This window comes from Hymenobacter persicinus, assembly GCF_004167665.1.
Taxonomy (GTDB): Bacteria; Bacteroidota; Bacteroidia; order Cytophagales; family Hymenobacteraceae; genus Hymenobacter; species Hymenobacter persicinus.
The window spans coordinates 1-22,227 of the sequence record NZ_SEWE01000019.1 but is presented as its reverse complement, the minus strand read 5'-3'; the positions used below and the strand labels follow the sequence as shown (position 1 = coordinate 22,227).

Annotated in this window: 18 protein-coding genes and 1 pseudogene; 13 read left to right on the top strand and 6 right to left on the bottom strand. The window is 62.9% G+C overall.

The features are described 5' to 3' along the window. Positions 1-42 precede the first annotated feature (42 nt). The 3 genes from EWM57_RS10675 to EWM57_RS10665 form a co-directional block, all read right to left on the bottom strand. Positions 43-435: a heavy-metal-associated domain-containing protein gene (locus tag EWM57_RS10675; RefSeq protein ID WP_129921131.1), complete on the bottom strand. Its 393-nt coding sequence runs from the start codon at positions 433-435 to the stop codon at positions 43-45. An 83-nt stretch (positions 436-518) separates the two neighbouring features. Continuing rightward, complete coding sequence (locus EWM57_RS10670) at positions 519-2,819, bottom strand: TonB-dependent receptor (RefSeq protein WP_129921130.1); 2,301 nt, start codon at positions 2,817-2,819, stop codon at positions 519-521. An 80-nt stretch (positions 2,820-2,899) separates the two neighbouring features. Next, a complete protein-coding gene (locus EWM57_RS10665; RefSeq protein ID WP_129921129.1) occupies positions 2,900-3,340 on the bottom strand; it encodes an HYC_CC_PP family protein in 441 nt (146 codons plus the stop codon). A 377-nt stretch (positions 3,341-3,717) separates the two neighbouring features. On the opposite strand from EWM57_RS10665, the gene mraZ reads away from it, so the two are divergent. The 13 genes from mraZ (at position 3,718) to ftsZ (ending at position 20,381) form a co-directional block, all read left to right on the top strand. Next, positions 3,718-4,194 carry a division/cell wall cluster transcriptional repressor MraZ gene (gene mraZ / locus EWM57_RS10660; RefSeq protein ID WP_129921128.1) on the top strand — a complete coding sequence of 159 codons (477 nt, stop codon included), beginning with the start codon at positions 3,718-3,720 and terminating at the stop codon, positions 4,192-4,194. Next, positions 4,191-5,117: a 16S rRNA (cytosine(1402)-N(4))-methyltransferase RsmH gene (rsmH, locus tag EWM57_RS10655; RefSeq protein ID WP_129921127.1), complete on the top strand. Its 927-nt coding sequence runs from the start codon at positions 4,191-4,193 to the stop codon at positions 5,115-5,117. The genes mraZ and rsmH overlap by 4 nt, the downstream gene beginning before the upstream one ends. Positions 5,118-5,119: 2 nt before the next feature. After that, positions 5,120-5,875 (top strand): FtsL-like putative cell division protein, encoded by a 756-nt coding sequence (locus tag EWM57_RS21410; RefSeq protein WP_207218299.1) that lies wholly within the window; start codon positions 5,120-5,122, stop codon positions 5,873-5,875. Beyond that, on the top strand, positions 5,859-8,186 hold the full coding sequence (locus tag EWM57_RS10645) for a penicillin-binding protein (protein ID WP_207218298.1): 2,328 nt from the start codon (positions 5,859-5,861) through the stop codon (positions 8,184-8,186). Before EWM57_RS21410 ends, EWM57_RS10645 begins: the two co-directional genes overlap by 17 nt. A gap of 34 nt (positions 8,187-8,220) precedes the next feature. Beyond that, the gene (locus EWM57_RS10640; protein ID WP_394345415.1) at positions 8,221-9,711 is read left to right on the top strand and encodes a UDP-N-acetylmuramoyl-L-alanyl-D-glutamate--2,6-diaminopimelate ligase; all 1,491 of its coding nucleotides are present in this window, start codon (positions 8,221-8,223) and stop codon (positions 9,709-9,711) included. A gap of 221 nt (positions 9,712-9,932) precedes the next feature. Next, positions 9,933-11,153: a phospho-N-acetylmuramoyl-pentapeptide-transferase gene (mraY, locus tag EWM57_RS10635; protein WP_129921126.1), complete on the top strand. Its 1,221-nt coding sequence runs from the start codon at positions 9,933-9,935 to the stop codon at positions 11,151-11,153. A gap of 92 nt (positions 11,154-11,245) precedes the next feature. Continuing rightward, the gene (gene murD, locus EWM57_RS10630; RefSeq protein WP_129921125.1) at positions 11,246-12,616 is read left to right on the top strand and encodes a UDP-N-acetylmuramoyl-L-alanine--D-glutamate ligase; all 1,371 of its coding nucleotides are present in this window, start codon (positions 11,246-11,248) and stop codon (positions 12,614-12,616) included. A gap of 17 nt (positions 12,617-12,633) precedes the next feature. Continuing rightward, a complete protein-coding gene (locus EWM57_RS10625) occupies positions 12,634-13,812 on the top strand; it encodes an FtsW/RodA/SpoVE family cell cycle protein (protein WP_165370481.1) in 1,179 nt (392 codons plus the stop codon). A 121-nt stretch (positions 13,813-13,933) separates the two neighbouring features. Beyond that, on the top strand, positions 13,934-15,064 hold the full coding sequence (murG, locus tag EWM57_RS10620; RefSeq protein ID WP_242510041.1) for an undecaprenyldiphospho-muramoylpentapeptide beta-N-acetylglucosaminyltransferase: 1,131 nt from the start codon (positions 13,934-13,936) through the stop codon (positions 15,062-15,064). A 76-nt stretch (positions 15,065-15,140) separates the two neighbouring features. Beyond that, positions 15,141-16,577 (top strand): UDP-N-acetylmuramate--L-alanine ligase, encoded by a 1,437-nt coding sequence (murC, locus tag EWM57_RS10615; protein ID WP_262708246.1) that lies wholly within the window; start codon positions 15,141-15,143, stop codon positions 16,575-16,577. Continuing rightward, the gene (locus EWM57_RS10610; RefSeq protein WP_129921124.1) at positions 16,561-17,325 is read left to right on the top strand and encodes a cell division protein FtsQ/DivIB; all 765 of its coding nucleotides are present in this window, start codon (positions 16,561-16,563) and stop codon (positions 17,323-17,325) included. The genes murC and EWM57_RS10610 overlap by 17 nt, the downstream gene beginning before the upstream one ends. Positions 17,326-17,412: 87 nt before the next feature. Further along, complete coding sequence (gene ftsA / locus EWM57_RS10605) at positions 17,413-18,783, top strand: cell division protein FtsA (RefSeq protein ID WP_129921123.1); 1,371 nt, start codon at positions 17,413-17,415, stop codon at positions 18,781-18,783. 104 nt (positions 18,784-18,887) lie between these two features. After that, on the top strand, positions 18,888-20,381 hold the full coding sequence (gene ftsZ, locus EWM57_RS10600; RefSeq protein ID WP_129921122.1) for a cell division protein FtsZ: 1,494 nt from the start codon (positions 18,888-18,890) through the stop codon (positions 20,379-20,381). Between the two features lie 81 nt (positions 20,382-20,462). On the opposite strand, the gene EWM57_RS21155 is transcribed toward ftsZ, so the two are convergent. The 3 genes and pseudogenes from EWM57_RS21155 to EWM57_RS21150 all read right to left on the bottom strand — a co-directional run. Further along, positions 20,463-20,612 carry a hypothetical protein gene (locus EWM57_RS21155; RefSeq protein WP_165370480.1) on the bottom strand — a complete coding sequence of 50 codons (150 nt, stop codon included), beginning with the start codon at positions 20,610-20,612 and terminating at the stop codon, positions 20,463-20,465. 68 nt (positions 20,613-20,680) lie between these two features. Further along, entirely contained in the window at positions 20,681-21,823 is a 1,143-nt protein-coding gene (locus EWM57_RS10595) for a cytochrome-c peroxidase (RefSeq protein WP_129921121.1), read from the bottom strand. 126 nt (positions 21,824-21,949) lie between these two features. Then, positions 21,950-22,227: pseudogene (locus tag EWM57_RS21150) on the bottom strand (cytochrome-c peroxidase); the annotation flags it as partial.

Here is a 22,227-nt window from a genome sequence, read left to right as displayed (position 1 = left end):
AGGTTACGGAACGCTTTTTTTTATGGGCTAAGAACTTATCTGCTACTTGGTGCCGTCGCCGTGCACGGCGTTGGTTTTCTTGCAGCAGTCGGGCAGCCGGTCGTAGGCGCGGGGCTCGGCGGGCTGGCTGTCGGCGTCGTAGCCGGTGCGCTGCACGGCCGTGCGCAGGGCTGTCGGCGAGGTCTTATCGGGCCGGTAAGAAACGGTGAGTACCTGGCTGGCCACGTCGAGGTGGGCTTCCTGCACGCCTTTTTCGTAGGCCAGCGCTTTTTCCAGGCGGGCCTTGCACATGTCGCACACGGCCGAGGTTTTGAGCTGAACCTGCTCGGTAGCAGCCGCGCCCTGGGTTTTGACTTTAGTCTTGGTTTGCGCCTGGGCAGCAAAGGCCGGACCGGCAATCAGCAGCGCGAGGAACAGAGTTTTCAAAAACTGCATAACAAAGAAGGAAAGTGAAGACAAGAAAAGCGGGGTAGCACCCGCGTGTAAGCACAACAAAGAGTTTGCCGGAAGATTCCGGGCTACTCGAGGCGGAAGCGGAGCCCCGCGTAGGTGAGGCGGCCAAATACTGGTCCCCACACCATTGCCGCGTCGAAATTAGGCCCAAACGGGTCGGTAGCTCCGATGATAGGGTTGCGCTGGCGGTAGTTGGTGAAGTTCTCGGCTCCGGCATACACTTCCCAGCGCTTGAAGGCCCGGGTTACCTGGGCATTGAACGAGGCGTAGCGGGGCGTGTAGGGCAAGACCGTGGCTACCCCGGGCCCGTGCTGGTGGTCGGTGCTGCCGGGCGCGTGCGCCAGGGGGCGGCGCCCAAACCACTGCCCCGTCAGGTCGAAGCGCCACTTGTCGAAGGCCGTGGCGTAGCCCAGGTTGGCAAACAGCCGGTGCCGGGGCACGAGCACCTTGGGCAGCAGCTGGCCGTCGTAGGTGGTGCGCACGTCGAGAAACTTGTACGCTGCCTTGGCTTGCAAGCCTTTCAGCGGCTCCACCTGCACTTCGGCCTGGAAGCTGCGCGAGTAAGAGCGGCCCCCGGGCTCGAGGTTGCCAATCAGCAGCAGGGAAGTGGCCGAGTAGGGGTCGGCTACCACTTGGTTCTGAAACTCGGTGTGGTAGTAGTCGGCCACGAACGTGGCCGGGTGGCCTGCCACCTTAAAGTATTGTGTGAAGCTGCCGCCCGCGTTCCAGGCTCGCTCGGGCTGCAGGTTGTCGGCCACTACAAACTCGCGGGAGCTGACCAGCATGCCGGTGTTTTCGGCCAGAGGGTTGGCCGTGCGCTGCCCCCGGCCGGCGGCCAGGCGCAGCACGGTGTTGGCCGTGACGTCATACTTCACATTGAGCCGGGGCGTCAGAAACCAGCCGTAGAGGTTGTGGCGGTCCAGGCGCAGCCCGGTCACGACGGTCAGGTTATGGGCGTTCTGGTAGGTGTACTCGGCAAAAGCGCCCGGCACCCGTTCCAGGCGGTTGCGGTGCTCGCGCTGGTAGCGCTCCTCCGGAGTTTCAATGGCGTACACGAAACCAGTTTTGTAGACTTCGCGGTAGTCGTCGTGCAGGTAGCTCAAACCGGCGCGGTAGGTGTGGGCCGTGGTGCCGATGATGCTTTGAAACAACAGCGTGGCCAAACCCGTGCGCTGGGTGCCGTCGTAGGTGCGCCGTCCGTAGTAGGAGTCGAAGCGGTGGTCGGTGGCCGAGAGCAGCAAACCCAGGCTCTGGTAGGGGCGGCCCGGCCAGGTGTAGGAGGTTTTGGCGTAGCCCGTGTAGCGGTTGGTGGTGCTGCCCGTGCCGTAGTCGGTGCTGCCCACGGCGCCCTCGCGGAAGGCTACCTGCCCGCCCTGCCGGGTTTCGCGCAGGGCGCCCAGGGCCACCTCGCTCACGATGCCCGTCCCGGACTTGTACTTCCACTTGTTGAACAGGTTGTACTGGGTGGCCAGGGGCAGATCCAGGAAGCCGTCGTGGTTGCGGTCGACGCGGCGGCCGAGGTGGTCGGTGTGCAGCAGCAGGGCCGTGCTGACTTTTTTGCTCAGAGGCCGGGCCAGGTTTAGGTTGAGGTCGAATTTACCCAGGTCGTTGCCGTAGGCGTTGAACAGCAGCTGCTCGGCCTTCTCGGGTTCCTTGAGGCGCACGTTGACCTGCCCGGTGATGCTTTCGTAGCCGTTCACCACCGAGCCCATGCCCTTGATGATGTCGATGCTCTCAATCCAGGGGCCGGCCAGGTAGCTCAGCCGGTAGGGCGTGCTCAGGCCCCGCAGGGCGGGCAGGTTGTCGACGGTGAGCAGGGAGTAGGCGCCGTCGAGGCCCAGGAGCTGAATCTGCTTGGCCCCGGACACGGCGTCAGTGGTCGAAACCTCGACTGAGGCGTTGGTTTCAAAGCTTTCGGCCAGGTTGCAGCACGCCGATTTGGTCAGGTCTCGGCTGCTGATCATCTGGGAGTTGGTGGGCGTGAGAGCCGAGTAGGAGAGGGCGCGGCCTTCCACTTTCACTTCGCCCAGCTCCTGGGAGCGGCGCAGGGCCACCCGCAGGTAGGCCGTGGCCGTGGGGGCCACTACTAAAGTGTCGGTACGGTAGCCCAGGGCGCTGATGATGAGCTGGGAGGCTTCGGGGCGAGCGGGGCGCACGAGCGAGAACGTGCCCGCATTGTCGGTGGTGGCCGGCTCGGGGCCGCTTTGCAGCCAGCGCACCACGGCGCCGGGTACGGGCGTGGCGGCGGCCGCGTCGGTTACCTGCCCGCGGACGGGCGCAATAAGGTCGGTTTGGGCAAGGGCTGCCGGACCCAGGCTGCTCAGGCCGAGCAGGCAGATAAGGCGGCGCCCGATGGAAAGGTGCATGCGGTGAGGAAGTTAAGAAAAGTGTCCGAAAAAACGGAGCCATGACGGCCCAATCCGCGCGGGGCGGATTGGTCACAGTTCTACACGACCAGCGTGCACACGAAGGCCAGCAGGGTGCGGCCCCCGCGGGGTGGGGGCGAAGAGTCCGAAGCCTGCCACGCGGGGGCCTGGGCCAGCAGCCGGGCCGTCCCCAGCGGCTGCCAGCCCAGCGCCGGCCCGGGCAGTACGGCCACGAAGGCGGGCGCCAAGTGCTTGGCCCAGCTTACGTCCGAAGCGGAGGCATCGAGCTTGTGGAAGTGGGCGCTGAAGTCGCAGCAGGCAGCCTTGACTTGGGCTTTGGTGTCGTGGGTGGCTGCCGTAGGCGCGGGGCAGCCGTGGTGGGGCGTCGAGAAGATGACGGCCGCCGTGGAGTGTCCGCTGCTGCGGCAGGTATGCTGTTGCACCGCCAGCCCGACCGAGGAGGTCAGGACCAGCAGGGCCAAAAAGGCGCTGAACAGCCGGTGCAGAATGGGACGCTTCACAGGGACAAAGATAGGGGCGCAACCGGTAGTTTTGGGTATAGAATCTTGAAGCGCCGGTGCACAATGCGGGGCCGTCCTGCCAGACTCGGCCTGGGCCGACCCAGGGTTGCCTGGGGCCGGGGTGGGGTAGCGCCGGGCGGGCAGAAAGCACCGCTAAATCACAGTCTGCCATTTTGACAAAGCAGATTTAGAATAGTACCACCTTTTACCCCGGGCCGGAGTGTGCAAGGGAAGCAGCGGCAGTAAATCCGCTCTAGGGAGCTGCAAACGGGGTTTTTAGGTAGTGGTAGAAAATGGTAAATCGTGGTTGCCTTTTCGGGGGCATTGCGTACTTTTGCTATTATCCCTACCCTGAGCTTCGCTCGCAGCCCTTTTCCATGAACCTTCTCTCCGGCGAATATGAGTGCAAGCTGGACCCGAAAGGGCGTCTGGTGCTGCCCGCCAAAGTGAAGGCCAACCTGCCGGAAGCTTCGGGCAACCAGCTCGTGCTGGTGCGGGGCTTCGAGCCCTGCCTGGTGCTGTACCCGCGCGAGTCGTGGCGCGTGATTCACGACAAGGTGATGGCGCTCGACGAGTTCAACGAGGAGTACCGGCAGTTTCAGCGCAACTTCTTCCGGGGCATGACCGAAGTGGAGCTCGACAACATCGGGCGCTTTATGCTGCCCCGCACCATGCTGCGCTACTCCGGCATCGAGAAGGAGGCCATCATCGTGGGCCTAGGCAACCGCTGCGAAATCTGGGAGCCGGAGAAGTACGAGGAGTTCCTCATCAAAGACCAGCAGAGTTTCTCGAAGCTGGCGCAGAAATTTTTGACCACCGAAACCCCGCCCCTCGGCGGCCCCCTTGCCGCATGAGTGCCGAGCTGCCCAACGATACCGCCTACCACCGGCCCGTGATGCTGGCCGAATGCCTCGAGGCGCTGGACCTGCGCCCCGACGGCCGCTACGTCGACGTCACTTTCGGCGGCGGCGGCCACTCGGCCCGGATGCTGGAGCGCCTCACCACCGGCCACCTCTACAGCTTCGACCAGGACGCCGACGCCGAGGCCGAGGCCGCCCAGCTGGCCCGGCCCCAATTCACCTTCATTCGGGCCAACTTCCGCGACCTGCACGACGAGTTGGCCTGGCACGGCGCCCTGCCCGTGGATGGCCTGCTGGCCGACCTGGGCGTGTCGTCGCATCAGTTTGATACCCCGGAGCGCGGCTTCAGCACTCGCTTCGACGGCCCCCTGGACATGCGCATGGACCCTGCCGGCCCCCGCACGGCCGCCGACATCGTGAACGACTATCCCGCGGCCGACCTGCACCGCATCTTCGGCATGTACGGGGAGGTCACCAACGCCCGGACCCTGGCTAACACCCTGGCCACGGCCCGGCGCGGGCAGAACATTCAGACAATTGGGGAGCTGAAAAAAGCCATGCAGAGCTGCATGCCCAGGGGCAAGGAAAACAAGTACTTAGCCCAGGTATTCCAGGCCCTGCGCATCGAGGTCAACGATGAAATGGCCGCCTTGCAGCAAATGCTCGAGCAAACGGCACAGGTATTGCGGCCGGGCGGCCGGCTGGTGGTCATGTCGTACCACTCGCTGGAAGACCGGCTGGTGAAGAACTTTATGGCGAAGGGGAAATTCTTTGGAGAAGCGGAAAAAGACCTGTTTGGGCACACCCATCAGCCTTTCGACGTGCTCACGCGCAAGCCCGTGGAGGCCTCGGCCAACGAGGTGGCGCTCAACAGCCGGGCCCGCTCGGCCAAGCTGCGCATTGCAATCAAGAACTGAGCATGGCTATCAACTCCCCCAAACCCACCGTTGCCGCGCCGCCCCGGGCCAATGTGCCCCGGGAAGTAGCCCCGCCGCTGCCCGAGGAGCCCGCGTTTGTACCCGAGCCCGAGCCGCTGCCGGAGCCCAAGGTGCGGGCGCCCAAACCGCCGAAAGCCGCTAAGCGCAGCGCCTGGAGCGTATTTACGGTACTGGAGCGCTTCACGCGCATGGACGACCTGTTTCGCGAAGGGCTGCCCGTGCGCTATCTGCCCCACGTGCTGTTCATCATGAGCCTGACGCTGATTTATATCGGCAACACCCACTGGGGCAACCGCATGAACCGCAGCATCCAAAAGCTGCGCCTGGAAACCGAGGACCTGCGCGCCGACTACACCACCCTGAAGTCGGACTACATGGAAGCCAGCAAGCAAAGCGAGGTAGCCCGCAAAGTGGCCGCCTATGGGCTGGTGGAAAGCTCCTCGCCGCCGTTTCGTATCACCGTGCCCGCCGGCCGCCTCGACGAGGCCGAGCTGGACATGATTCCGGTGCTCAACGCCGACTCCCTGGCCGCCCAGGCCGCCCGCGACTCGGCCGCCACCGCCGACTCGGTGCGGGCCCTGATGCCGGAGCGCCCCGTCCACACGCTGGGAGCTTCGCATGCCGCCCCGGTGAAGCCGAAGGCAACCGCTAAAAAGAAAAAAACGACCCCGGCCCGGCCGGCGGCCAAAAAAGCCAACTCAACTTCCAATCAGTCCCGTCATGAAAGGAAGCGTTAAAAAATCCATTGTTACCCGCGTTCGGCTGGCGTTTCTGGGCGTCTGCCTGTTTTCGTTTGCCATCGTCTGGAAAGTCTCGCGCATTCAGTTCAGCGAGGGTGCCCGCTGGAAAGCTCTGGAGCAGGAGCGCCGCGTGGTGTACCAGCCCGTATTTGCCACCCGCGGCATGCTGCTCTCCGACAACGGCAGCATCATGGCCACGTCCCTGCCATTTTACCGGGTCGCCTGGGACCCGAGCGTGGTCGACGAGAAGAACTTTCGGGCCGGCGCCGACTCGCTGGCGCTGCTGCTCTCGCGCTTTTTCGGTGACCGCAGCCCGCAGGAATACCTGCGCAAGATCAAGAATGCCCACAACGCCAAGCCGGCCGTGCGCTACGTGCGCCTGAACTCCCGGCAGATCAACTACCAGCAGAAAAAGGAGTTGTCGCAGTGGCCGATTTTCCGCGGGGGCAAGAACAAGGGCGGCGTCATCTTCGAAAAGGTTGACAAGCGCTTCCGGCCCTTCGGCGGCCTGGCTCAGCGCACCATCGGCTTCCTCAACGAGGACAAGAACGGCGCGGGTCTGGAGTTCACCTACAACCGCCACCTGGCCGGCAAAGACGGGGAAGCCCTGTTTGAGCGCCTGCCCGGCGGCAACAAGCCCATCTACGACGGCACCGAAATCAAGCCCCAGCCGGGCTTCGACGTCAAGACCACCCTCGACATCAACCTGCAGGACGTGGCCGAAAACGCCCTGCTCAAGTCGCTCGTAGCCAACCGCGCCGCCTACGGCTGCGTGATTCTGATGGAAGTGCAGACCGGTGAAATCAAGGCCGTGGCCAACCTGGGCAAAGTGGCCGACGGCGTGTACCGCGAAGATTACAACTACGCCATTGCCGACCAGGGCCGGACCGAGCCGGGTTCGACCTTCAAGCTGGCCTCGATGATGGCACTGATGGAGGAGTTTCCCGAAATTTCCCTCGACGACACCGTCAACACCGGCCGCACCGGCTCGATGCGCATTGCCGGGGCCGTCAAAACCGACACCCACGCCTATGGGCGCCTGTCGGTGAAGCAGGTGATTGAGAATTCGTCCAATATCGGGGTGGCCAAGCTCATCAACGACCATTTCAGTACCAAGCCCGAGAAGTACGCCAAATACCTCAAGGAATTCGGACTCGATAAGCCGCTGGGCTTCCAGATGGCCGGCGAGGCCCGCCCGTACGTGAAAGACCCCACGGACCGCTCCTGGAGCCGGACCTCGCTCAGCACCATGTGCATTGGCTACGAGCTTAAGCTGGCCCCGCTCCAGACCCTGGCTTTCTACAACGCCATTGCCAACAACGGCACCAAGGTGCAGCCCATGATTGTCAAGGAAATCCGGCAGGCCGACAAGGTGATCGAGCAGTTTGAGCCCACGGTGCTGATTCCCAAAATCTGCTCCGACGCCACGCTGGCCAAGCTGCGCAAGATGCTCGAAGGGGTGGTGGAAGAGGGGACGGCCAAGGCCATCAAGACGCCCGACTACCCGATTGCGGGCAAAACCGGCACGGCTTGGAAGTTCAAGAATGGTCGCTACACCAAGATGTACTCGACCAGCTTCTGCGGCTATTTCCCCGCCAACAAGCCCAAGTACAGCTGCATTGTGGTGGTCGACTCACCGATTGGGGCCAACTGGTCGGGGGCCCAGACGGCCGCGCCGATTTTCCGGGAGGTGGCTGACAAAGCCATGGCCCGCGACAACGCCAGCCAGCGCCCCCTGCTGGCCCGGGCTCCGCTGAACAAGTCGCGCGTGCCCTCGGTGCGGGCCGGTTTGCAAGATGAGTTGAGCCTAGTGTGCCAGAAAATGGGCGTCACGAGCCAGAGCCAGGCTTCCGGCGACGACTGGGTGCGGGCCGCGGCCAACGACTCCAACCAAAAGGCGCTGGAGTGGCAGCCGGTGGCCGTGCGCCCCGGCCGCGTACCCGACGTGACGGGCCTGACCCTGCGCGACGCGCTGTTTTTGCTCGAAAACCGGGGGCTGCGGGTGCGGGCCCAGGGCAATGGCCGCGTCCGGCAGCAGTCGGTGGAAGCCGGCAGCGCCATCCGTCGCGGGGCCGTGGTCGTGCTGGAGCTCGATGCCATTGGCACCCGGCCCGCCGCGCCCGCGCCGGTAGCCATGCCGGCCTCGACCAAGCTGGCCGAGAACAAGCTCATCACCCCCGTGGAAGCCGACCCCACCCAGGCCAAGCCTCAGCCCCTGAAGCTGGTGAAGCCCCAGTCCAAGCCGCTGACCCAGCAGACGCCCAAGCGCGTTGCCAAGCCCCAGGCCCCGCCCGTAAGCCGCGGGTAAGCCTTCGAATGTTCCGTTTCTGATTGATTTTGCCTTGACCCACGCTGCTTCTTCCCCTGCGCATTCTCTTGCCGCCCTGCTCACCGACGTCACGGTGCGGCAGCAGCTCGGCTCGGCTGAGCCGCTTATCCAGGCCCTCACGCTGGACTCGCGGCAGGCTGGTCCCGGCACGGTGTTCTTCGCATTGCGCGGGGCCCAGACCGACGGCCACCAGTTTATTGCCAAAGCCGTGGAGCAGGGTGCCGCCGCCGTGGTGTGCGAGCAGGTGCCCGCCGAGTTGAACGCCGACACTCTATATATACAGGTAGCCGACAGCGCCGAGGCCATGGCCCGCATGGCCGCCACCTTCTACGGGCACCCGTCGCGGCAGCTCAAGCTAGTCGGCATCACGGGTACCAACGGCAAAACCACCTGCGCCACGCTGCTGCACAAGCTGTTTCGGGAGCTGGGCTACCACGTGGGGCTGCTGAGTACGGTGCAGAACCAGATTGATGAGCAGGTTATTCCCGCTACTCACACCACGCCCGACGCCATCCGCCTCAACGAGCTGCTGGCCCGGATGGTGCAGGCCGGCTGCACCCATACCTTTATGGAGGTCAGCTCCCACGCCGTGGTTCAACACCGCGTCACGGGCCTGCAGTTTGCGGGCGGGGTATTTACCAACCTCACCCACGACCACCTCGACTACCACGGCACCTTCGATAACTACCTGAAGGCTAAGAAGGGCTTTTTCGACGCGCTGGGCAAAAAGGCGTTTGCCCTGACCAACGCCGATGACAAGCGCGGCCCGGTGATGCTGCAAAACACGGCCGCCGCCCGCGAAACCTACTCCCTGCGCGGTCCGGCCACCTTCCGCGGCCGCCTCATTGAAAACGCCGTACACGGCCTGCACCTCGAAGTAGATGGCCGCGAAGTCCAGTTCCGCCTGATCGGGGTGTTCAATGCCTACAACCTGCTGGCCGTGTACGGGGCCGCGGTGCTGCTGGGCGAGGATGCTACCGAGGTGCTCACCATCCTGTCGGGCCTGACGTCGGCGCCGGGCCGCTTCGAGCCCCTGCTGGCTCAGAAAACCCGGGTTACCGGCATCGTGGACTACGCCCACACGCCCGACGCGCTGGAGAACGTGCTCGACACCATTGCCGACATCCGCCAGCCCAGCCAGCAGGTGATTACCGTGGTGGGCTGCGGGGGCAACCGCGACGCGGCCAAGCGGCCCATCATGGCCAACCTGGCCTGCCAGGGCTCGAGCCGGGTGGTGCTGACCTCCGACAACCCCCGCTTCGAGGACCCTGCTGTGATTCTGCAGCAGATGCAGGCCGGCGTGCAAGCCCAGGATCTGGGCAAGGTGCTCACCATCCCGGACCGGCGCGAGGCCATCAAGACGGCCGTGGCCCTGGCCCAACCCGGCGACATCGTGCTGGTGGCGGGCAAGGGGCACGAAACCTACCAGGAAATCCAGGGCGTCAAGGCTGACTTCGACGACCGGAAAGTCCTGCAGGAAATGTTCGACCTATTGGGAAAATGAAAATAAACGCCGGCCCGGGCGCCGCCGCCAAATTCCGCGGGCTGCCGCCAGACTAGCCGGTTATCCCCGGCCGGGAGGCTGGCCGGCCCGATGACCCCCGACACTCGGCATGCCGCCTACTCGAAAATCTGCAAAAACACAACATTTGACCCCAACCCAAAAAGCGGAACCTTTGTAGCTTGCCAGCCTCCCCACTACCCCTTCTGCTGAACCCCCGCGCAATGCTTTATTACCTCTTCGATTACCTTGACAAACACTACCACCTGCCCGGCGCGGGCGTGTTTCAGTTTATTTCGTTCCGGGCGGCCATGGCCGTCATCACCTCCCTCATCATTGCCCAGCTCTTCGGCGCCCGTCTGATTCGGGTGCTGCAGCGCAAGCAGGTGGGCGAGAGTATCCGCGACCTGGGCCTGCAGGGGCAGATGGAGAAGAAGGGCACCCCCACCCTGGGCGGCCTGATTATCCTGCTGGCCATCTTGGTGCCGGTGCTGCTGTTTGCCAAGCTCCACAACATCTATATTGTGCTCATGCTGCTGAGCACGGTCTGGCTCGGCCTGATTGGCTTTCTGGACGACTATATTAAGGTGTTTCAGAAGAACAAGGAGGGCCTGAGCGGGCGCTTCAAGGTGCTGGGCCAGATCGGGTTGGGCATCACCGTGGGTTGGGTCTTGTTTTTCTCCAACGACGTGACCGTGCGCCAGTACCTGCTGCCCAACGGCGAAACCTCGGCCGTGGACGCGAGCAGCGTGTACCAGGACGTGAAGCTGATGATTACCACCATCCCTTTCGCCAAAAACAACGAACTCAACTACGGCAACCTGTTCAGCTACGCCGGCCCGTTCTTCAACGGCCTCTACAGCTTCCTCTACATCCCGATTGTCATCGTCATCATCACGGCCGTCAGCAACGGGGCCAACATCACCGACGGCCTCGACGGCTTGGCGGCGGGCACCTCGGCCATTATCGGCATCACGCTGGCCATTTTCTGCTTCGTGAGCGGCAACGCCTTTCTGGCCGATTACCTCGACATCATGTTCATTCCCAACTCCGGGGAGCTGGTAATCTTCTGTACGGCCTTCGTGGGGGCCTGCGTGGGCTTTTTGTGGTACAACTCCTACCCGGCCCAGGTCTTCATGGGCGACACGGGCTCCTTGGCCATCGGCGGCATCATTGCCGTGCTGGCTCTCATCGTGCGCAAGGAATTGCTGATTCCGGTGCTCTGCGGGGTGTTTCTGATTGAGAACCTGTCGGTGATGGTGCAGGTGGGCTACTTTAAGTACACCCGCAAAAAGTACGGCGAGGGCCGCCGCCTGCTCCGCATGTCGCCGCTGCACCACCACTACCAGAAGCTGGGCTACCACGAGTCCAAACTCGTGTCGCGCTTCTGGATTGTGGGCATCATGCTGGCCGTGCTGACGCTGGTTACCCTCAAACTGCGCTAACATGCAGAACTCAGAAGTCAGAGCGTAGAACCCAGACTTTTGACCTTCTCACTTCTTCGTTCTGACTTCTAAGCACTAAGTTCTAACCTCTCATGGCTAAAATCGTTATTCTCGGCGCGGCGGAAAGTGGGGTAGGGGCGGCGCTGCTGGCCCAGGCCAAGGGCTTCGACGTGTTCGTGTCGGACCGCAGCCCGATTCAGCCTATCTACAAGGAAAAGCTCACCGCCGCCGGCATCCGCTTCGAGGAAGGCATCCATACGCTGGAAGAAGTGCTGACCGCTAATGAAGTCGTGAAAAGTCCCGGCATTCCGGCCACGGCGCCCGTGATTCAGGCCCTGCGTGAGCAGCGCATTCCGGTGATTTCCGAAATCGAGTTTGCCGGCCGCTACACCAAGGCCCGCCACATCTGCATTACGGGCACCAACGGCAAAACCACCACCACACTGCTTACCTACCATCTGCTCAAGCAGGCCGGTTACAGCGTGGGCCTGGCCGGCAACGTGGGCTTCAGCCTCGCCGAGCAGGTGATTGAGGATAAGTTTGAGTACTACGTCATTGAGCTCAGCAGCTTTCAGCTCGACGACACCTATTCGTTTCAGCCCTGGATTGGGGTGCTGCTCAACATCACCCCCGACCACCTGGACCGCTACGAGTACTCGCTGGAGAAATATGCCCAGGCCAAGCTGCGCATCACCCGCAGCATGGACAGCAGCGGGTGGTTTATCTACAACGCCGACGACGAGGTGATTCAGCAGGAGTTTCAGGCCGTGTTCTGCGAGGCCAACCAGCTGCCCTTCAGCCTGCACCACCGCCCCGACTACCACCTAGCGGCCTACTACACCGCCGAGGACCGCATCTGCACCAACCTCGAGCCCGGCCTCGACGAGGGCGGCCAGGAAATCAGCGTGGCTGCTTCGCCCCTGATTGGGCAGCACAACCGCCAGAACACCATGGCCGCCGTGCTCTGCGCCCGGGTGGCGGGGCTCTCCGACGAGGAAATTGAAAGTGGCCTGGGCACGTTCCGCAACGCCGACCACCGCCTGCAGCCCGTGGGCGAAATCAACGGGGCCCAGTTTATCAACGACAGCAAGGCCACCAACGTGGAAGCCGCCTGGTACGCCCTCGACGGCATCAGGCAGCCCATCATCTGGATTGCCGGCGGCACCGACAAGGGCAACGACTATTCGTCCCTGATTCCGCTGGCCCGCAGCCGTGCCAAGGCCCTGATCTGCCTGGGCTTGGACAATGAGAAGCTCAAGGCCTCGTTTGGCGGCGTGGTGCCTCACCTAGAGGAAACCCAGAGCATGACCGACGCCGTGCGCCGGGCCGCCGCCCTGGCCCAGCCCGGCGACGTGGTGCTGCTCTCGCCCTGCTGCGCCTCCTTCGACCTGTTCAAAAACTACGAGGACCGCGGCCGGCAGTTTGCCCAGGCCGTGGAGGAGTTGATGGAAGAAAACAAGTAACCTAACCGCCGCCGCTCATGGAAATCGTCAAAAACTGGCTGCAACGAAACCTGAAGGGTGACCCGATTCTGTGGGCCATTGTGATTCTGTTTTCGCTTATCAGCATTGCCGTGGTGTATTCGGCCACCGGCACGCTGGCCTACAAGAAGATGAGCGGCAACACCGAGTACTTCCTGTTCAAGCACTCGGGCCTGATTGTGGCCGGTCTGGCCTTTATGTGGCTGGCTCACCGCATCGACTACCGCTACTACTCCCGCCTGTCCTTGTACGGGCTGCTGCTGTCGGTGCCCCTGCTGCTGTTTGCCTACCTGCTCGGCGGCGAAACCAACGGGGCCTCGCGCTGGATGACCATCCCGGTTATCAACCAGACCTTCCAGCCGTCCGACCTGGCCAAGCTGGCCCTGATTGCCCACGTGGCCTCCATGCTCAGCCGCCGCCAGCAAAACGTGCAGGACTTCCGCACCACCCTGCTGCCCGTGATGCTGTGGGTGGGGTTGATCTGCGGCATCATCATTCTGAGTAACACGTCCACGGCTCTGCTGCTGTTCGGTACCTGCCTGCTGCTGATGTTTATCGGGCGCGTGCCGCTCAAGCAGATGGCCGTGATGGTGGCCATCGGAGCCGTGGTGGGCGGCATCGGCCTGTCCACGGGGCAGCGACTGAAAACGGCCCAGTCGCGCCTGGAAAGCTTCACCGACAAGAGCAAGCCCGTGCCCTTCCAGCTTGAGCACAGCTACATTGCCATTGCTACCGGCGGCATCACCGGCAAAGGTCCCGGCCAAAGCACGGAGCGCAACATTCTGCCCCACCCGTACTCCGACTTCATCTACGCCGTTATCATCGAGGAATACGGTCTGGCCGGCGGCGTCATCGTGCTGTTTCTCTACCTGGCTTTCCTCTACCGGGGCCTGAAAACGGTGATGAACAGCTACGGGGCCTTCGGCGGCCTGCTTTCGGCGGGGCTAAGCTTTAGTCTGGTGCTGCAGGCCATGGTCAACATGGGCGTGGCCGTGGGTCTGGGGCCAATTACGGGTCTGCCGCTGCCGCTGCTGAGCATGGGCGGCACCTCCCTGATTTTTACCGGCATCAGCATCGGCATCATTCTCTCCGTGAGCCGCGGGGAGCGGGAAGTGCGCCCCATGACCGGGGAGCCCGCCGATACGGTCCGGATTCCGAAGAAAACTGCGTATGCCTAACGGTGAACTGGTGAGATAGTGAAATGGTGAGTTGTCGTTTTAGGTGCGCAAGCCGCGCAAACCTCCCCCACCATAATCTAAAAATCACCATCTCACCAGTTCACTATCTCACCACCAAGAAGTGCCCAAGTCAACTCTTTATAACGCCACCCAGGAGCCCCGGCCGTACCGCGTCATCATCAGTGGCGGGGGCACGGGCGGGCACATCTTTCCGGCCGTGGCCATTGCCAACGAGCTGCGCCGCCGCCAGCCGGAGGCGGAAATCCTGTTTGTGGGCGCCAATGGCCGCATGGAAATGACCCGGGTGCCCGAGGCCGGCTACCGCATCATCGGCCTCGATATTGCCGGGCTGCAGCGCCGCCTCACGCCCCAGAACCTGCTGTTTCCCGTGAAGGTGTTCCGCTCGGTGCGCAAGGCCGGTAAGCTGCTCGAAGAGTTCCGCCCCGACGCGGTGGTAGGCGTGGGCGGCTACGCCTCGGCCCCGGTGCTGCTGGCCGCCACCTCCCGCGGTATTCCGAGCCTGATTCAGGAGCAAAACTCCTACGCCGGTCTGGTCAACAAGCTGCTCAGCCGCCGCGTCGACCGGATCTGCGTAGCCTACGCGGGCATGGACAAGTTCTTCCCCGCCGACAAGCTGGTCGTGACCGGCAACCCGGTGCGCACTGAAATTGCCAGCGGCCGCCGGGCGGAGGCGCTGGAGTTCTTCGGCCTGGACCCCGCCCGGAAAGTGCTGCTCGTTATCGGCGGCAGCCTCGGAGCCCGCACCCTGAACGAAGCCACGGCTGCCGCCCTGCCCCGCCTGCGCGAGGCGGGGGTGCAGCTGCTCTGGCAAACCGGCAAAACCTACTACGCCCAGGCCGCCGAGCAGGCCGCGCCCTTCCGCGCCGCCGGTCTGCAGGCCCTGGAGTTTGTGCAGCGCATGGACCTAGCCTACGCCGCCGCCGACGTGGTGGTGTCGCGGGCCGGGGCGCTGTCGGTGTCGGAGCTGTGCCTGACCGGCAAGCCCAGCATCCTGGTGCCCTCGCCCAACGTGGCCGAAGACCACCAAACAAAGAACGCCCAGGCCTTGGTCAGCCGCGACGCGGCCGTGCTGGTCACGGATGCCGAAGCCCCGGCCCGGCTCTACGACGACGCCCTGGCTTTGCTCGCCGACCCGACCCGCCAGCAGCAGCTAAGCCAAAACGTTCTCGCCCTGGCTCATCCCGACGCCACTACCACCATCGTCGACGAGCTGCTCAAACTCATCAAGTAGCCTCGAACGACCCGCCTCAGTAATAGCCCCGCCACCGGCCCGTCAATTCATAATTCAACATTCAGAATTCTCTTCCGTGAATCCCGTAGCTGCGTTTCCCAACGTCTATTTCCTCGGTATCGGCGGCATCGGCATGTCGGCCCTGGCGCGCTGGTTTCAGGCCAACGGCCATAGCGTGAGCGGCTACGACAAAACCCCGACGCCCCTGACTCAGGCCCTGACGGCCGAGGGCATCGTGATTCACTACGACGACGCGGTGAACAGCATTCCGGCCGCGGTGCGCGAAAACCGGGCGCAGACGCTGGTGGTGCTCACCCCCGCCATTCCCAAGGACCACCAGGAGTGGGCCTGGCTGCGGGAGCAGGGCTACGACATTCGCAAGCGCAGCCAGGTGCTGGGCTTGCTCACGGCCGGGCGGCCCACCATTGCGGTGGCCGGCACCCACGGCAAAACCACCACCAGCAGCATGGTGGCCCACCTGCTGCACCACGCGGGCGTGCCCTGCGCCGCCTTTCTGGGTGGCATCAGCGTCAACTTGGGCTCCAACCTGCTGCTGCCCCCAACGACCGGCGACACGGTCGCGGAAGCGGTTCCGGTGGTGGTGGAGGCCGACGAGTACGACCGGTCGTTTCTGACTCTGTACCCGGATATTGCCATCGTCACGAGCACCGACGCCGACCACCTGGATATCTACGGCGACAAAGAAGCCCTGGTGGAGTCGTTCCGGCAGTTTGTGGGCCAGATCAAGCCCGGCGGCACGCTGATTCTCAACCACACCGCCGACCAGAGCGTGGCCGCCGCCGTGCCGGCCGGGGTGCGCGTTATCCGCTATGGCCTCTCGCCCGAGCAGGGCCCCGAGCTGTACGCCGACCAGATCAGCGCCCAGGGCCACCAGTTTCGCTTCGACCTGCACGGGCCCCAGGGCACGGTGGCGGGGCTGGAGCTGGCCGTGCCCGGCTTTCATAACGTGGAAAACATGCTGGCCGCCTGCTGCGTGGCCCGCCTCGAAGGGGTGGGGGAGCCAGCCCTGCGGGCAGCCGTGGCGGCCTACCGGGGCGTGAAGCGGCGGTTTGAGTTTATCGTGACGGCCGGGGAGAAAGTGTACGTGGATGATTATGCCCACCACCCGCGCGAAATCGAGGCTTTCCTGCGGTCTTTGCGGGCGCTGTACCCCGGCAAACGACTCAAAGTCGTGTTTCAGCCCCACCTGTTTTCCCGCACCCGCGACTTTGCCGAGGGCTTTGCCCAGAGCCTGAGTCTGGCCGACGAGGTGGTGATGCTGGACATCTACCCGGCCCGGGAGTTGCCCATGCCCGGCGTGACTTCCGACCTGATTTTGTCCCGGATAACGGCCCCGCGCAAGTCGCTGCAAACCAAGGCCCAGGTGCTGGCTGCCGCCGAAACGGACTCGGATTTCGACGTGCTGGCCACTGTGGGCGCCGGCGACATCGACCAGTTAGTATCTCGTTTAAAGAATATTCTAGATATTCGTTGGAATGGAGCTGAAGCGTAAAGTAAATAACCTGATTTTCGCCACCGGATGTCTGGTGCTACTCTCGGGGTTGGCCGTGTTTGCCGGCGTGCGGCAGGCTAGCCGACCCGTGGGCAGCGTCATCGTCAACATCAGCAACGAGTTCAACAACTTCTTCATCAGTGAGCGGGAAGTAACCCAGCTGCTCACCCGCAACGGCAACCAGCGCCTGGAAGGCGCCCGGCCCGAGGACCTGAATCTGAAGTCCCTGGAGGCCCGCCTCAAGGCCCACAGCTTCGTCAAGGACGCTCAAGTGTACCGCGACCTGGCCGGCAACCTGCACGCCGACGTGCGCCAGAATCGTCCCATTGCCCGCCTCACCCACGCCGACACCCGCCTCGACAGCTACCTCGATGCCGATGGCCACAAGCTGCCGCTGTCGCCGCTGTTTACGGCTCGCGTAGTGCCGATTTCCCGCCTCGGCGGGGCTCCGTTGAAGGCGGGTTTTTTTCAGGATTCCACCGGCCAGCGCTACCTCGAAATGTTGCGTTACATTGATGAGCACCCCTTCTGGCGGGCCCAGGTGGCGGAGGTCTTCGTGGGGCCCAATGGCAAGGTTTCCTTCACCCAGCAGGTGGGAGACCAGCGCATAGAATTTGGACTTCCTGAGAATATTTCAGAAAAATTCGCCAAACTAATGGTATTTTACCGTCAAATACCGCCTGCCTTGGGTTGGGACACGTATCACCGCGTCAACGTGGAGTTTAAAGACCAGATTATCTGTGAATGACTCAACCCTTGTTTAAACGCTTAAAAACAGCGTTTTTTGCCTTTATATCACCTTGCACCCTACCGCCACTCTCGCTCTTCCCTCCCCATGCAAAACGATAAGATTGTAGTCGGCCTCGACATTGGTACCACCAAAATCTGCGTGCTCGTTGGCCGCAAGAACGAATTCGGCAAGCTCGAAATCCTTGGGATGGGCAAAGCCGTGTCGGAGGGCGTGGTGCGCGGTATCGTGTCGAACATCGACAAAACCGTGGATGCCATCAAGAAGGCCATTCGGCAGGCGGAAGAGCAGTCGGGCATCAACATCGGCGTGGTCAACGTGGGTATTGCCGGCCAGCACATCAAGAGCCTGCAGCACAACGGCAGCATCACCCGCAACTCGGCCGAGACGGAAATCACTGTCGACGACGTAAACCGCCTCACCAACGATATGTACCGGCTGGTGACCCCGCCCGGCTCGGAAATCATTCACGTCATGCCCCAGGACTACAAGGTGGACTACGAGGAAGGCATTCTGGATCCGGTGGGCATGTCGGGCGTGCGGCTGGAAGGCAACTTCCACATCATCACGGCCCAGAGCACGGCTATCAACAACATCAACAAGTGCGTCACCAAGGCGGGCCTGGAAATCGACAACCTGATCCTGGAGCCGCTGGCCTCGAGCATGTCGGTGCTGAGCGAGGAGGAGAAGGAAGCCGGCGTGGCGCTGATTGACATCGGCGGCGGTACCACCGACCTGGCCATTTTCAAGGATGGTATTATTCGGCATGCCGCGGTACTGCCCTTCGGCGGCAACATCGTGACTTCCGATATCAAGCAGGGCTGCCTGGTGATGCAAAACCAGGCCGAGCAGCTGAAGGTGAAGTTCGGCAAGGCCATTTCCGAGGAAGCTTCCGACTACGAAATCGTGAGCATCCCCGGCCTGCGCGACCGGGCTCCGAAGGAAATCAGCCTCAAGAACTTGGCCCACATCATCGAGGCCCGGATGGAGGAAATCATTGAGCTCGTGTACGCCGAGATTCAGCGCACCGGCCACGCCGACAAGCTGGCGGCCGGCATCGTGCTGACCGGCGGCGGCTCCCAGCTCCAGAACCTGGTGCAGCTGACCGAGTACGTCACCGGCCTCGACACCCGCATCGGCTACCCCAACGAGCACCTCGGCAAGAGCCGCATCGAGGCCGTGAAGTCGCCGATGTACGCTACCACCGTGGGCCTGGTGCTGGCCGGCTACCGTTCGCTCGACGAGCGCACGAACCGTCCGTACGAAGAAGAGGAAGTGGCCTACCGGCCGGCGCCCGAAGTGCGGGCCGCCGCTCCGGCTACTCCGCAGCCGGTGGCCCAGCAGCCCGCCCAACCTGCCCAGCCCAAGAAGCCGTCGGGGGCTGGCAAGTTTTTCCAGGACATCATCAGCCGCACCAAAGGGCTGCTGATTGATGATTTCGACGACAAGCAGTACTAAATGGTAATGTTGAATCGTAAATGTTGGATGTTGAATTGACCTAGCACAAGACAGCTTTCCAGTCCGCATTTAGCATTCAACCTTCAACATTTAACCTTCCCAACATGAATTATAAGTTTGATATTCCGGCCCAGTCCAAGTCCATCATCAAGGTGATTGGGGTCGGCGGTGGTGGTTCCAATGCCGTGAACCACATGTTCAGCCAGGGCATTAAGGATGTGGAATTCGTCATCTGTAACACTGATAAGCAGGCCCTGCACAGCAGTACCGTGCCCAACAAGCTGCAGATTGGCGTAGACCTGACCGAGGGCCTCGGAGCCGGCGCCAACCCCGAGCGGGGCAAGCAGGCCGCCATCGAGAGCCGGGAGCAGATCCGCGAGTTGCTCAGCAACGGCACCAAGATGGTGTTCATCACGGCTGGCATGGGCGGCGGCACCGGCACCGGCGCGGCCCCCGTTATTGCCAAAGTAGCCAAAGAGCTGGGTATCCTGACCGTGGGCATTGTGACGGCACCTTTCCTGTTTGAGGGCAAGAAGAAGCGCCAGCAAGCCGAGCAGGGTATCAAGGAGCTCAGCGACAACTGCGACACGGTGCTGGTGATTCTCAACGATAAGCTGCGCGAAATCTTCGGCAACCTGCCGATCCGGGCGGCCTTCGCCAAGGCGGATAACGTGCTGAGCACCGCTGCTAAGTCGATTGCCGAAATCATCACGGTTACCAGCGAAGTCAACGTCGACTTTGAAGACGTGAAAACGGTGATGAAGGACTCGGGCGCGGCCGTGATGGGCTCGAGCATCACCGAGGGGGAAAACCGGGCCCGCCGTTCGGCCGAGGAGGCGCTGTCGTCGCCGCTGCTCAACAACACCGACATCCACGGGGCGCAGAAAATCCTGCTCTCCATCATGTCGGGCGACCAGGCCGAGCTGGAGATGGACGAACTCACGGAAATCACCGAGTACATCCAGAACAAAGCCGGGCAGGACGCCGAGGTTATCTTCGGCCACGGTATCGACTCGACCCTGGGCCAGAGCATCCGCGTGACGGTTATTGCCACCGGCTTTGCCCGCGACGCGCACAACATCAGCACCGCTTACGGCGTGGAGAAATCCGAGCCCGAGCCGGTGGTAGTGCCCGACCCGCAGATCAATATTTTTGATAAGGACCGTCAGGAGGCTCCTTCGGCTCCGTCGTTTGTGCCCACCTTCGGCACGCCGCCGCCCGCCGCGCCCGAGCCGCCCAAGGTAACCTACGGCCTCGATGACCCAGCGTACACGGCACCGGCTTTGCCCGTAACGGCTCCCATGGCCGCTGCTCCGGATCCGGTAATGGTACAGCAGGCCCAGCCCGTGGCTCCCATTGCCCCGCGCCCTTCCCTTGACGCCCGCGCCGAGGAGCGCCGCCGCCGGCTGGAGTCGCTCAGCAATGGCCTGACCAACGACGCCATCAAGGATCAGCTCGAAACGCCGGCCTACCTGCGTCGGCAGGTGAAGCTGGAAAACGTGGTGCCTTCCAACCAAGGCAACATTTCCCGCTTCAACCTCTCCGACGACAACGAACTGCTGGGCGACAACCGCTTCCTGCACGACAACGTGGACTAAGCTTCCCGCGAAGAGTCAACAAAAAAGCCGGTCAGTATCCTGACCGGCTTTTTTGTTGCCGTATCCTTTCGATTGTGAAATCTACCCTGGAGTAGTGGCCGCCGAGTCTACCGACACCGCGTGGTTGCGCGGATTGGCCTGCTCCCGGTCGGGGCTCAGGGTGCGGGAAGAGGAAGTGGTAGTGCAGGCGCTGAGGATAGCGGCCAGCAGAAAAAAGCAAAGCTGTTTCATGGAAGAAACCAGGTTGGCCGGGCTAAAAGCTTCCCAAGACCGGTAACGAGAGGTAAGAAAAGGCAACCCTAGAACGGGTTGGAAAACCGCTTGTCCTGAATAAAGGTGGAGTCGGTGAGAGTGTGCAGGAAGGCAATAAGCTGCTGCTTCTGGGTGGCCGTCAGATCGAGCTGGGTGCCGTTGAAGGTGTTGGAGGCGTCGAGCAGGTTGATGTCGATGTTGGGGCTGCTTTGCTGGACGTGGTCGGAGTAGTGGTCGAGGACCTGCTGCAGGGTCTGGAAGCGGCCGTCGTGCATGTAGGGCGCCGTCAGAGCAATGTTGCGCAGGGTTGGGGCTCGGAACTTGCCCCGGTCGGAGGCCAGCCCGGTCACGCCGCCGCGGCCCGCATCGGCCGGGTTGGCATCGAGGCCGTTGTTGAAAAAGGACGCCGCAGCCCCGCGGGTGTAATCGGTGGAGCTAAAGAGCAGGTTGCCTTCATTATGACAGTGAAAGCAGTTGGCGCCGACGATGTTGTTGGCCGGGGACGGGTGAGTCAGGTACAGCTGCCGGCCAGCCTCCTCATCGGCGCTAAGCCGGCTGATTTCCTTGCGCTTAAGCCGGTCGTACTTGGAGTTGGCCGAAATCAGGGTGCGCTCAAACTGCGCCAGGGCCTTCAAGACGTTGGTTTCGGTGATGGTCGTTGAGCCAAAGGCCTTGCGGAACAGGGGCGGGTAGAGGGCAGTCTGCTGGAGCTTACGCACGCCTTCGGCCAGGGTCTGGTGCATTTCCACCGGGTTTTCAATCGGCTTGCGGGCCTGGGCCTCAAGACCGGTGGCGGCCCCGTCCCAGTTGAGGCTGGGCTCCCAGAGCATGTTAGCCAACGACATGGTATGGCGCGTGTGCGTCGCCCCATCGACGCCAACGGCCAGGGCTTTGCCGTCGGTGAAAGCCTTGCTTTGCTGGTGGCAGCTGCCGCACGACATGCCATTGTTGCGGGAAAGCCGGGTTTCGTAGAACAGCATCCGGCCCAGCGCCACGCCCTCTTCGGTGAGCTGGTTGTCGGCCGGAATCGTTACGGCTTGCGGAAATCCGGTCGGCGGCACCAGCTGGTAGGGAGTCGTGACGAAATCTTCTTCTACCACGTCGGGGTCGGATGTGCAGGCGCTGAGCAGCAGCGCGGCCGCCGCCACCGAGGTGAAAAACCAGGAACGCAGAAGAGTAGAAGTCAGCACAGGCAAGCGGGCAAGGCGGCGTGAACGGTCAAGTTATTGATTTTAGGCCAGAACGCCCGGACCCGGCCGTTTGGTTTCCGGCCGCGGGCAGTAGCTTCCGCTAATGTCGGCAAGCCGCCGAAACACTTAGTGCGGAGGCCCCAGTCGCGGGTCCGTGGTGAATTCCTGGTCGGTGAGCGTGGCCAGAAAAGCCAGCAGGTCGCTTTTGTCCCGGGCCGTGAGAGTCAGGCCCAGCGGCCCAGCGGGCCGGCGCAGGGCTGCATCCAGCGTCGGGGATTCCTGCACGCCGTGAGAGTAATGGTCGAGGACCTGCTGCAAGGTTTGGAAGCGGCCGTCGTGCATGTAGGGCGCCGTCAGAGCAATGTTGCGCAGGGTTGGGGCTCGGAACTTGCCCCGGTCGGAGG

Excerpts from the sequence above, each read along its gene's own strand:
- EWM57_RS10675 (WP_129921131.1), bottom strand. The coding sequence starts at position 435 with ATGCAGTTTTTGAAAACTCTGTTCCTCGCGCTGCTGATTGCCGGTCCG.
- EWM57_RS10670 (WP_129921130.1), bottom strand. The coding sequence starts at position 2,819 with ATGCACCTTTCCATCGGGCGCCGCCTTATCTGCCTGCTCGGCCTGAGC.
- mraZ (WP_129921128.1), top strand. The coding sequence starts at position 3,718 with ATGAACCTTCTCTCCGGCGAATATGAGTGCAAGCTGGACCCGAAAGGG.
- rsmH (WP_129921127.1), top strand. The coding sequence starts at position 4,191 with ATGAGTGCCGAGCTGCCCAACGATACCGCCTACCACCGGCCCGTGATG.
- EWM57_RS21410 (WP_207218299.1), top strand. The coding sequence starts at position 5,120 with ATGGCTATCAACTCCCCCAAACCCACCGTTGCCGCGCCGCCCCGGGCC.
- EWM57_RS10645 (WP_207218298.1), top strand. The coding sequence starts at position 5,859 with ATGAAAGGAAGCGTTAAAAAATCCATTGTTACCCGCGTTCGGCTGGCG.
- mraY (WP_129921126.1), top strand. The coding sequence starts at position 9,933 with ATGCTTTATTACCTCTTCGATTACCTTGACAAACACTACCACCTGCCC.
- murD (WP_129921125.1), top strand. The coding sequence starts at position 11,246 with ATGGCTAAAATCGTTATTCTCGGCGCGGCGGAAAGTGGGGTAGGGGCG.
- EWM57_RS10625 (WP_165370481.1), top strand. The coding sequence starts at position 12,634 with ATGGAAATCGTCAAAAACTGGCTGCAACGAAACCTGAAGGGTGACCCG.
- EWM57_RS10610 (WP_129921124.1), top strand. The coding sequence starts at position 16,561 with ATGGAGCTGAAGCGTAAAGTAAATAACCTGATTTTCGCCACCGGATGT.
- ftsA (WP_129921123.1), top strand. The coding sequence starts at position 17,413 with ATGCAAAACGATAAGATTGTAGTCGGCCTCGACATTGGTACCACCAAA.
- ftsZ (WP_129921122.1), top strand. The coding sequence starts at position 18,888 with ATGAATTATAAGTTTGATATTCCGGCCCAGTCCAAGTCCATCATCAAG.
- EWM57_RS21155 (WP_165370480.1), bottom strand. The coding sequence starts at position 20,612 with ATGAAACAGCTTTGCTTTTTTCTGCTGGCCGCTATCCTCAGCGCCTGC.